8 protein-coding genes are annotated in these 10,388 nt (G+C 65.6%); 2 read left to right on the top strand and 6 right to left on the bottom strand.

The window, feature by feature from the left end; genetic code table 11:
* Positions 1-208: 208 nt before the first annotated feature.
* The 4 genes from FGK64_RS19280 to FGK64_RS19265 are packed head-to-tail and all read right to left on the bottom strand — an operon-like array spanning position 209 to position 4,123.
* Positions 209-1,144 carry a metal ABC transporter permease gene (locus tag FGK64_RS19280; protein ID WP_138865466.1) on the bottom strand — a complete coding sequence of 312 codons (936 nt, stop codon included), beginning with the start codon at positions 1,142-1,144 and terminating at the stop codon, positions 209-211.
* Entirely contained in the window at positions 1,141-2,346 is a 1,206-nt protein-coding gene (locus tag FGK64_RS19275) for a metal ABC transporter permease (RefSeq protein WP_138865465.1), read from the bottom strand. Before FGK64_RS19275 ends, FGK64_RS19280 begins: the two co-directional genes overlap by 4 nt.
* 6 nt (positions 2,347-2,352) lie before the next feature.
* The gene (locus FGK64_RS19270; protein ID WP_138865464.1) at positions 2,353-3,159 is read right to left on the bottom strand and encodes a metal ABC transporter ATP-binding protein; all 807 of its coding nucleotides are present in this window, start codon (positions 3,157-3,159) and stop codon (positions 2,353-2,355) included.
* Position 3,160: 1 nt separating this feature from the next.
* A complete protein-coding gene (locus tag FGK64_RS19265) occupies positions 3,161-4,123 on the bottom strand; it encodes a metal ABC transporter solute-binding protein, Zn/Mn family (RefSeq protein ID WP_138865502.1) in 963 nt (320 codons plus the stop codon).
* Positions 4,124-4,305: 182 nt separating this feature from the next.
* Between FGK64_RS19265 and deoC the strand changes: the two genes are divergently transcribed.
* Positions 4,306-5,268, top strand: coding sequence for a deoxyribose-phosphate aldolase (gene deoC / locus FGK64_RS19260; RefSeq protein ID WP_138865463.1), 963 nt, complete (start codon positions 4,306-4,308; stop codon positions 5,266-5,268).
* A 46-nt stretch (positions 5,269-5,314) separates the two neighbouring features.
* Positions 5,315-7,648, top strand: a complete 2,334-nt coding sequence (locus FGK64_RS19255; RefSeq protein ID WP_138865462.1) for an aldehyde dehydrogenase family protein — start codon at positions 5,315-5,317, stop codon at positions 7,646-7,648.
* A 12-nt stretch (positions 7,649-7,660) separates the two neighbouring features.
* On the opposite strand, the gene FGK64_RS19250 is transcribed toward FGK64_RS19255, so the two are convergent.
* Positions 7,661-8,989 (bottom strand): M16 family metallopeptidase, encoded by a 1,329-nt coding sequence (locus FGK64_RS19250; protein ID WP_138865461.1) that lies wholly within the window; start codon positions 8,987-8,989, stop codon positions 7,661-7,663.
* Positions 8,986-10,344, bottom strand: a complete 1,359-nt coding sequence (locus FGK64_RS19245) for a M16 family metallopeptidase (RefSeq protein WP_138865460.1) — start codon at positions 10,342-10,344, stop codon at positions 8,986-8,988. Before FGK64_RS19245 ends, FGK64_RS19250 begins: the two co-directional genes overlap by 4 nt.
* Positions 10,345-10,388: the final 44 nt, after the last annotated feature.

Raw genomic sequence — 10,388 nt, 5'->3', positions numbered from 1 at the left:
GATGCTAGCGTTACCCATCCCTTGGCGAGCCTCCCACACCCATGACTTGGGGAACCGGAATAGCAGATTTTGTGTTACACACAGGCTTACCCCCAAGATTATCCAGAACCCGGCGAGTCGCGCCTTCGCGAACCACCGACTCGCCCCGAGTCGGCGCGAGTCGACCCCCCGGCGACTCGGGCCTGACCTACCGAACTCCCGAATCCGTTTAGACTGTCGTGGTCGAGGGCGCTCCGCTGCGGGTCCGGCACGGACCCCAAATCGCCGCCCCGGCCAGCAATACCCCCGAGACCGTCGCGATCATGCCGGCGGCGCTCACCGAGTCCCGCCCGCCCAACCACAGCGGACCGTACCCCGCCAGCACGTAGCCCAGCACTGCGGAGACGATGGCGAAGACAACGCTCCAGCCGATCTGGGCCTCGAGCCGGTCGGTCATCAGGCGCGCGGCTGCGGGCGGGCAGATGAACATGGCGATCACGATGATCGATCCGACCGCGTCAAATGCCGCAACCGCCGCAACCGCCGCCGCCACCACAAGGCCAAAGCCCAGCGCCGTTGTCCGAATGCCCATAGTGCGGGCGAAGCCCTCGTCGAAGGTCGCGATCTTCAGCGGGCGCCAAAACAGCCAGAGGAACGCGGTCATCACCACCAGCGTCAGCGCCATGCGCGGCAGTTCCGGCGGCAGCCCGGCCAGCGCGACCGGATCGACCAGCGATTCCCACCCCAGCGCGTCCAGCCAGATCAGGCTTTCGAGATTGCCGTACAGCGCGTGCTGCACATCCAGATGCACGCCCGAAGTATCGGAGAGTTCGAGCATCAGAACGCCACCCGCGAACATGGTGGTAAAGACGACACCCATGGCTGCGCCCGGCTCGATCCCGCCAAGGCGCCGGATCGCCTCTATCAGGACAACGGCCAGGATGGCGGCGGCCGCGGCGCCGGCCATCATCGTGGCGGTGGCGATCACCCCGGTCGCGAGGAAGGCAAAGACGATCCCGGGCAGAACCACATGGCTGATGGCATCGCCGATCAGCGCCTGACGCCGCAGAACCAGGAAGTTGCCCGGCAGGGCGCAGGCCACCGCGGCACAGCTGCCGATCAGGATCGGCGTCAGCGACAGGGGAACGAATTCCTCGCCCGTCATGGGGTGACCCCCCTTGGCCCGCCGATGCGGGTGTCGATGTCGGCGATCTGGTCCGACGTCAGGACTGTCTCAATGTCGCGCAGCCCGTCATATAGTGCAGCGGCCGCCTCGTGGGCGTGGTCTGAGCGCACGATTTCCCACCGTTTTTCGTCGCGCAGCGCCTTGGCGGCGCGGGCACGGCCTTCGGTTGTGGCGACCCCGTCTGCGCGGGCCAGCCCGGCGCGCCGCAGCAGGCGCAGCGTCAGACGTTCATAGATCGGCTGCCCCTGCGCCAGCGCCAGCAGCCCCTGCCGCAGATGCACCCGGCGCTGAAACCGGCGGTGGCGCAGCACGGCGGCCAGCACCCCGCGCCCCGGCGCCAATAGAAGAGAGACGGCAAACAGCGCAAACGCAACGACAACGATGATCGGCCCGGTTGGCACATCCGGGTAGGCCGCCGAGATCGCAGCGCCAAGGAACCCCGACAGCCCCCCGAACAGGGCCGCCAGCCCGGCAACGCGTTCGGCGCGGTCGCTCCAGAACCGGGCGGCCACGGGCGGGATGATCAGAAGCGCGACGATCAGGATCAGCCCGACGATCTTCAGCCCCACGACCGTCACCGCCATCACCAGCGCCATGATCGCGAAATCCACCCGCGCCACCGGCACGCCGCGCGTGGCGGCATATTCCGGGTCAAACGCCACCAGGATCATGGGGCGGCGCAGCAGGACGATGGCAGCCAGCGTCAGCGCGCCCCCCGCCGCGATCACCAGCGCATCGGCACGCAGCATTCCGGCGGTGGACCCCAGCAGGAAGGATTCAAGCCCCGCCTGCCGACCCGATCCCATTGTCTGGATCACCGTCAGCAGGACGACTCCGAATCCGAAAAACACCGACAGGACCGCGCCGATCGCCGCATCCTCGGCCAAGCGGGTGTGACGCACCAGCCATGTCAGGCACAACAGCCCCAGCCCCGCCGACAGGGCCGAGCCCAGCAGCAGCCCGGCCAGATTGCGGCCGTCAAACCCCATCGCCACCATCGCCATAAAGGCAAGGCAGACGCCCGGCAGGGTCGCGTGGGAAATCGCATCGCTGACCAGCGCGCGTTTGCGCAGGAACAGGAAAGTGCCGGTGGCTCCGGCGGCAATACCCAGCAGTGTCGCCCCCACCGCAACCAGCGTGGCGTTATAGCCAAGGTGCAGCAGAAGCGCGTCGCGGAGCATTGCGGGCTAGACCAGCGCGCGGCTGAGTTGATCGACCTGCGCGGTGGCAAGCCGCCCACCATAGGCCGCCTGCAAGGTATCGGCGGTAAAGGCGGTGCTGACCGGGCCCTCCGCCACGCGGCGGGTGTTGATCAGGAACACGTTGTCGAAATAGTCGGGCACGGTGGCAAGGTCGTGGTGTACGGCCACAACGGTGCGCCCCTCGGCCCGCAGCGATTGCAGCACGGCGATGATCGCCTTTTCGGTCGCGGCATCGACTCCGGCAAAGGGTTCGTCCAGCAGATACAGATCGGCCTCTTGCGCCAGCGCGCGGGCCAGAAAGACGCGCTGTTGCTGGCCGCCGGACAGCTGTCCGATCTGGCGATTTGCGAAATCGCCCATGCCGACACGGTCAAGGCAAGCGCGGGCGCGGGCGCGATGGGTGCCCCGGATCCGGCCCAGCAGGCCGACCTGCCGGTACAGCCCCATCAGAACCACGTCGATCACGCTGGTCGGGAAATCCCAATCCACGCTGGCGCGCTGCGGCACATAGGCGATGCGGCTGCGCTGCGCCGCCATCGGCTGGCCGAACACCTGCACCTGCCCCGACAGCGGGCGGATGATGCCCAGCGCCGCCTTCAGCAGCGTGGATTTGCCCGCGCCATTCGGGCCGATGATCGCCGTCATCCTGCCCGGCTCGACCGTCATGTCGACAGAGAAGACCGCCGGTTTTTCACCGTAGCTGACGGTCAGCCCCCGGATCGCCAGCGGGCTGTCGGCCAGCGCCGTGCCTGTCTGCGGCGCGGTGCCGCCAATGGTTGCCAATTCCAGCATCTCAGCTCCCTGCGGCGAGGCGGCCGTTCAGCCCCTGCGCCGGTACATCCGACCCAAGTGCCCGCGCGATCACGGTCACGTTGTGGTCCAGCATTCCGATATAAGTGCCCTCGTAGGTACCGGGCGCGCCCATGGCATCGCTGTACAGCTCGCCGCCGATGCGCACCGTGTGGCCCTGCGCGGCGGCCCCTTCGATCAGCGCGCGCATATTGCGATCCGACACCGAGGTTTCGACAAAGACCGCGCCGATGTTGCGCGCCACCAGCGTATCGACCAGATCCGCGATGCGGTTCAGCCCGGCTTCGCTTTCCGTGGAAATCCCCTGCAGGCCCAGAACCTCGATACCGTAGGCCGCGCCGAAGTAGCCAAAGGCGTCATGCGCGGTGACCAGCACGCGGCGCTCGGCCGGGATTTGCGCCAGCGCCGTGGCGGCGTATGCATCCAGCCGGGCCAGTTCGGCCACATGGGCGTCGGCATTGGCGGCAAAGGTGGCGGCGCTGTCGGGGCGCACGTCACTCAGCGCGGATTGAACCGAACGGACGACCTGCTGCCACAGGCGCGGCGACATCCAGACGTGGGGGTCGTATTTGTCCTTATAATCGTCATGGGCGTGCAGTTCGGATTTCGGCAGCGCCTCGGCCACCGGCACCACGGCCCGGCGGCGCGCCAGATCGTGGAAAAAAGATTGCATCTGCGCCTCGAGGAACAGCCCGTGCCACAGTACCAGATCGGCGCGCGTCATGGCGACGATATCAGTGCGGGTCTGGCGATAGGAGTGCGGATCGACCCCGGGGCCCATCAGCCCGCGCACCTCGACCAGATCGCCACCGACCACGCGGGCGGCGTCGGCAATCATGCCAGTTGTCGCCACCGCCTTCAGCGGCTCCTGCCCTGCGGCAAATCCCGGCCGGGCCACAAGCGCGGCACCAAGGCCAGCGAGCAGGCTACGACGGGTCACGAACATGGCATTCTCCGTATTCGACATAAGTTGAATATGAGAGTCATTCGCAAAAAGTCAATGAGATTGCGAATTATTCGCAATTCATGAGGCGCGGCCCGGTTGACCTGCCGTTAAATTAGGCGGTTCTTGCCAAGGCACAGCCCTCATGCGACCCTGCGCCCGACCTATAAGGAAAGGCCAGCGCCATGGATCAGCGCGCCGATAACGACACGCGGAACATGGGAACCGCGCTTGATCTGGATCGCGTGCGCGCGGTGCAGGCCAATACCTCGGCCATTGAGCGTCGCGCGGCCACGCTGCCGGGGCGACGCTCGGTCAAAAAGGACTATCAGGCGGCCTGGCTACTGAAGGCGGTGACCTGCATCGACCTGACGACGCTGTCGGGCGACGATACCGCCGAGCGGGTCAAACGGCTCTGCGCCAAGGCCCGCAATCCCGTTGATCGCCGCCTGTTGGAGGCGATGGGGATGCCGGATGTCACCGTGGGCGCGGTCTGCGTCTATCATGACATGGTGGATGTGGCCCTGCGCGCGCTGGAGGGCACGGGCATTCCGGTGGCTGCTGTCTCGACCGGCTTTCCCGCCGGGCTGTCGCCGTTCCACCTGCGGTTGGCCGAGATTGGCGAAAGCGTGAAGGCCGGGGCGGAAGAAATCGACATCGTGATCTCGCGCCGCCATGTGCTCTCGGGCGACTGGCAGGCGCTATACGATGAAATGCGCGCCTTCCGCGAGGCCTGTGGCAGCGCCCATGTGAAGGCGATCCTTGCGACCGGAGAGCTGGGCACCCTGCGCAACGTGGCGCGTGCCTCGATGGTGTGCATGATGGCGGGGGCCGATTTCATCAAGACATCGACCGGCAAGGAAAGCGTGAATGCCACCCTGCCCGTCAGCCTGACCATGATCCGCGCAATCCGCGCCTACCACGCGATGACCGGCTGGCGCGTGGGCTATAAACCTGCTGGCGGGATTTCCAAGGCCAAGGACGCGCTGGTCTACCTGTCGCTGATCAAGGAAGAGTTGGGCGAACGCTGGTTGCGGCCCAACCTGTTCCGCTTTGGCGCCTCGTCGCTGCTGGGCGATATCGAACGCCAGTTGGAACACCACGTCACCGGCGCCTATTCCGCCGGGTATCGCCACGCGATGGGGTAATGCCTGCTGCGCAGGCAGAATTGAGTATTTGGACCGAAAAGAAGCCATGAAAATTCGCGAGATATTCGACACGATGGACTATGGACCGGCGCCGGAGAGCGCGGATGAGGCTTTGGCGTGGATCAAGCAGCACGGCGGGCAGTTCGGGCACTATATAAACGGGGCGTTCACCAAGCCGGGCAAGGGGTTCGATAGCGCGAACCCGGCCACGGGGGTGCGGCTGGCAGGCATCACGGAGGCGACGCAGAAAGACGTGGACAGCGCCGTGTCCGCCGCGCGCAAGGCGCAGCCGGGCTGGGCCGGGTTGGGCGGGCCGGGGCGCGCGCGGTTCATGTATGCGCTGGCGCGGCTGTTGCAGAAACACGCGCGGCTGTTTTCGGTGCTTGAGACCTTGGACAACGGCAAGCCGATCCGCGAAAGCCGCGACCTCGACATTCCGCTGGCGCAGCGGCATTTTTATTACCACGCGGGCATGGCGCAGATCATGGACGAGGCCCTGCCCGGACGCGAGGCACTTGGCGTCTGCGGGCAGATCGTGCCGTGGAACTTTCCGCTGCTGATGCTGGCGTGGAAGATCGCCCCGGCGCTGGCGACGGGCAATACCGTGGTGCTGAAGCCGGCGGAATATACCTCGCTCACTGCCTTGCTGTTTGCCGATATCTGTTCGCAGGCCGGGCTGCCGCCGGGGGTGGTGAACATCGTTACCGGCGACGGCACCGTGGGCGAGATGATCGTGGCATCGGAGGTCGATAAGATCGCCTTTACCGGCTCGACCGAGGTGGGGCGGCAGATTCGCCGGGCGACGGCGGGCAGCGGCAAGGCGCTCACGCTCGAGCTGGGGGGGAAATCGCCCTATATCGTGTTCGACGACGCCGATATCGATTCCGCGATCGAGGGGCTGGTCGATGCGATCTGGTTCAACCAGGGGCAGGTCTGCTGTGCCGGGTCTCGGCTGTTGCTGCATGAACCGATTGCCGAGGATTTCCTGACACGGCTGAAGGCGCGGATGGCCAAGTTGCGGCTGGGCGACCCGCTGGACAAGTGCATCGACGTGGGCGCGATTGTCGATCCGGTGCAACTGGAGCGGATTCGCGAAATGGTCGAAGGCGCGGGCGGGAGCTGTTTCCAGCCCGACCTGGCGCTGCCTGCGCAGGGCTGTTTCTATCCGCCAACGCTGATCACCGGGCTCGCCCCGTCGGACCCGCTGATGCAGGAGGAAATTTTCGGCCCCGTGCTTGTCAGTTGCACCTTCCGTACGCCGGACGAGGCCGTCGCGCTGGCGAACAACACGCGCTATGGGCTGGCGGCGACAGTGTGGAGCGAGAACGTCAACCTGTGCCTTGATATCGCGCCCAAGCTGGCGGCGGGCGTGGTCTGGGTGAATGCGACCAACCTGTTCGATGCCGCCGCCGGGTTTGGCGGGGTGCGCGAAAGCGGTTTTGGCCGCGAAGGCGGATGGGAGGGGCTGTCGGCCTATACCCGGCCCGTGGGCAAATCCGCGAAACTGGCGCCCATCAAGGCGCATGGTGGCGCGGGCGCGGCCGCCGATCCGGTGGATCGCACCGCCAAGATGTATATCGGGGGCAAGCAGGCGCGGCCCGACAGCGGCTATTCCATCGCCGTGCATGGGCCCAAGGGGCAGCTGCTGGGCCATGTCGGGCAAGGCAGCCGCAAGGACATTCGCAACGCCGTCGAAGCGGCGCGCGGTGCGGGCGGCTGGGCGCGCAGCACCGGACATCTGCGGGCGCAGATCCTCTATTACACTGCCGAGAACCTCTCGGCCCGGTCCGACGAATTCGCCAATCGCCTGAACGCGATGAGCGGGGCGCGCACGGGCCGCAAGGAAGTCGACGCCGCCATTGATCGGCTGTTCACCTTTGCCGCATGGGCGGACAAGGTGGATGGGCAGGCGCGCGGGGTGCCGATCCGTGGCGTGGCGCTGGCGATGCGCGAACCCGTGGGCGTGATCGGCGCGCTTTGCCCGGACGAGGCGCCGCTGCTGGGCGCGGTCACGATCATGGGTGCGGCGCTGGCAATGGGCAACCGCGTGGTGCTGGCCGCGCCAAAGGTCTCTCCGCTCGCGCTGACCGATTTCTATCAGGTGCTGGACACATCCGACGTACCGGCAGGCTGTGTGAATATCGTGACCGGCACCCATGCCGATCTGGCCGGGCCGCTGGCGAAACATCTGGATGTGGATGCGGTCTGGAGCTTTTCGTCCTCGGATCTGTCTGGCGCGATCGAGGCGGAATCAGCGCTGAACCTGAAACGCACCTGGGTCAACAACGGCCAAACCCGCGACTGGTACGCGCAGGACAGCCGCGAGTGGCTGGATCAGGCGACCGAAGTCAAAACGGTCTGGATTCCCTACGGAGAGTAAGGCGGGCGGCGATCAGTTCGCCGCCTCCCCCATAATGCCTTCGGGTTGGCCGACCACGATGAAATGCAGGTTCTCGGGGTCGAGCAGTTCGGCCGCAACGCGATTGGCCTCTGCCAACGTCACCGCGTTCACCTTGTCGTTGCGGGTCGCGATATAGTCGATCGGCAGGCCCTGCATCTGCATCCCCACCATGATGCTGGCGATCTGGCCGTTGCCGTCGAAACGCAGCGGATAGGCGCCGGTCAGATAGGTCTTGGCGTCGTCCAGTTCTTTCTGGGTCACACCATCGGCGGCCAGCTTCTGCCATTCGTCGCGGATCACGCTGACGGCCTCGGCGATGCGGTCGTTCGAGGATGACACCGACCCCATGTAGACCGCGCCCAGATCCTTGGGGTTGAGGTAGGAATAGACGCCATAGGTCAGCCCGCGCTTTTCACGCACTTCCGTCATCAGGCGCGATTCGAACCCGCCCGCGCCCAGCACCTGATTGACCACATAGGCCGCAAAGAAATCGGGATCGTCACGTTCAATCCCCTTCTGCCCGAACAGCGCCACCGACTGTGGCGTGGCAAAGGGAATCACGGTTTCGCCGCCGGTGATCGTCACATCGGCCTTGGGCGGCATCGGTGCGCCGGTTTCCGGCAGATCGGCCAGCAGATCATCAACCAGCTTACCCAATTCCTCGGGGGTGATGTCGCCCACGGCGCCGATATAGATGCGGTCACGGGCGAACACGGCCTCTTTCGCGGCGATGATATCGTCACGGGTCAGCGAGGCGACCGATTCAACGGTGCCTTCGCCATCAGTGCCATAGGGGTGATCGCCAAAGGCCATCTTGGAAAACGCCGCCCCGGCAATGTCGCCGGGATCCTTGGCACTTTGCAGCAGGCCCGAGATGACCTGCGCGCGCACCCGGTCGATGGCGTCCTGATCAAAGCGCGGCTCCATCAGCGTGGTACGCAGCAGGGCCAGCGCCTCTTCCCGGTTTTCGCTCAGAAAGCGCGCCGAGACGGAAACCGAATCGTCACTCGCATCATAGCCAAAGGACGCGGCCAGCGATTCCTGCGCCCGGGCAAAGGCGCGGGCATCCAGATCGGCGGCGCCTTCTTCCAGCAGCGCGGTCATCAGATAGGTCGCGCCCCGCTTGCCCGGCGCATCCAGCGAGGTGCCACCGCGAAACCGGATTTCCAGCGCCGTGAAGGGGATCGAATGTTCCTCGACCAGCCAGGCGGTCAGCCCCTTGGGCGAGGTGACTTCCTGAATCTCGACCTCGGCCCAGGCGGGCAGCGCGCCAAGCACCAGCGACACGCAGGCGGCGGCAATCGTGCGGAAACGGGTCATTGCGAAACCTCCTCGGGGCGGGTCAGCCAGCCGGTGACCGAACCTTCGTCGCGGAACACCTCGGCCGCGGCCTGCATGATCTGATCGGCGGTCACCGCCTGAAGAATGTCGGGCCAGTCCTGCACATCCTGCACCGTCAGCCCGCTGGTCAGCGCGCGGCCATAGCGGTTGCCGATGCCATCCACGTTGTCGCGGGCGTAAATCTGCGAGGCGCGCAGCTGCATCTTGATGCGGTCGAGCTGCTCCATATCGACGCCACGTTCCATGAAGGCGGCAATGGCCGCGTCCAGCGCGGTTTCGGCGCCTGCCAGATCGGTGCCCTCGGCGGGAACAACGATGATATCGAAGGTCGTATCATCCAGCGCGACGTCGCCATAGAACGCGCCGGTGTAAACGGCGACGTTCTGATCGAACTGCAACCGTTCGTTCAGGAAAGACGTGGTCCCGCCACCCAGGATTTGTGCCAGCAGCGTCAGCGCGGCGGCTTTTTCCTGCGCGCCAGCATCGCGTTCCGGCGCGATGTAGGACCGCGTGATATAGGGCTGCGCCACCCGGTCGTCTTTATAGATCACGCGCCGCTCGGCAGTCTGCGGCGGTTCCTGCGTGCGATAGCGTTCGGGCAGATCGGGGTTTGCGGGGATCACGCCGTAATATTGCTCGGCCAGTTCGCGCACATTTGCGGGGTCGACGTCACCGGTAACCACCAGAATGGCGTTATTGGGTGCATAGTAGGTGCGATAGAACGACAGCGCGTCTTCCATGCTCAGCTCTTCCATCTCGTGACGCCAGCCGATGACCGGGGTGCCATAGCGATGGTTCAGGAACTGCGCGGCGCTGACCTGTTCGCCGAACAGCGCCCGCGGATTGTTGTCGGTGCGCTGGTTGCGTTCCTCAAGGATCACGTCCCTCTCGGTCACGATGTCGGCCTCGGTCAGCGCAAGGTTTACCATGCGGTCCGATTCCATCTTCATCATCAGGCCAAGTCGGTCGGCCGCGACGCGCTGATAATAGGCGGTGTAATCGTAGCTGGTGAAGGCATTGTCCTGCCCACCGTTGGCGGCCACGGTCGCCGACAGCTCGCCCGAGGCCATGGTGTCGGTCGCCTTGAACAGCAGGTGTTCCAGAAAATGCGCGACCCCGCTTTCGCCCACAGGCTCATCCGCCGACCCGGCGCGATACCACACCATGTGCTGCACCACGGGGGCGCGGTGATCTTCGACCACCACGACCTGCATTCCGTTGCTCAGATCAAAGGTTGTGACAGCTTCATGCGCGCTGTCTGCGGCCCGTGCGGGGGCGGTGCCGGGCAGCGACAGCCCAAGAACCACCAGTGCCGACGCGATATATCGGATCATCCTGTACCCTCTTGTTCCACGGGTAACCTGTGCGCCCGTGACCC

The organism is Arenibacterium halophilum (assembly GCF_005938225.1).
GTDB lineage: Bacteria > Pseudomonadota > Alphaproteobacteria > Rhodobacterales > Rhodobacteraceae > Arenibacterium > Arenibacterium halophilum.
Note: the sequence above shows the minus strand (reverse complement) of the source record. Positions and strands in the feature narration are given on the sequence as shown.

Coding starts and splice junctions, on each gene's coding strand:
- FGK64_RS19280 (WP_138865466.1), bottom strand. CDS start 1,144: ATGACGGGCGAGGAATTCGTTCCCCTGTCGCTGACGCCGATCCTGATC.
- FGK64_RS19275 (WP_138865465.1), bottom strand. CDS start 2,346: ATGCTCCGCGACGCGCTTCTGCTGCACCTTGGCTATAACGCCACGCTG.
- FGK64_RS19270 (WP_138865464.1), bottom strand. CDS start 3,159: ATGCTGGAATTGGCAACCATTGGCGGCACCGCGCCGCAGACAGGCACG.
- FGK64_RS19265 (WP_138865502.1), bottom strand. CDS start 4,123: ATGTTCGTGACCCGTCGTAGCCTGCTCGCTGGCCTTGGTGCCGCGCTT.
- deoC (WP_138865463.1), top strand. CDS start 4,306: ATGGATCAGCGCGCCGATAACGACACGCGGAACATGGGAACCGCGCTT.
- FGK64_RS19255 (WP_138865462.1), top strand. CDS start 5,315: ATGAAAATTCGCGAGATATTCGACACGATGGACTATGGACCGGCGCCG.
- FGK64_RS19250 (WP_138865461.1), bottom strand. CDS start 8,989: ATGACCCGTTTCCGCACGATTGCCGCCGCCTGCGTGTCGCTGGTGCTT.
- FGK64_RS19245 (WP_138865460.1), bottom strand. CDS start 10,344: ATGATCCGATATATCGCGTCGGCACTGGTGGTTCTTGGGCTGTCGCTG.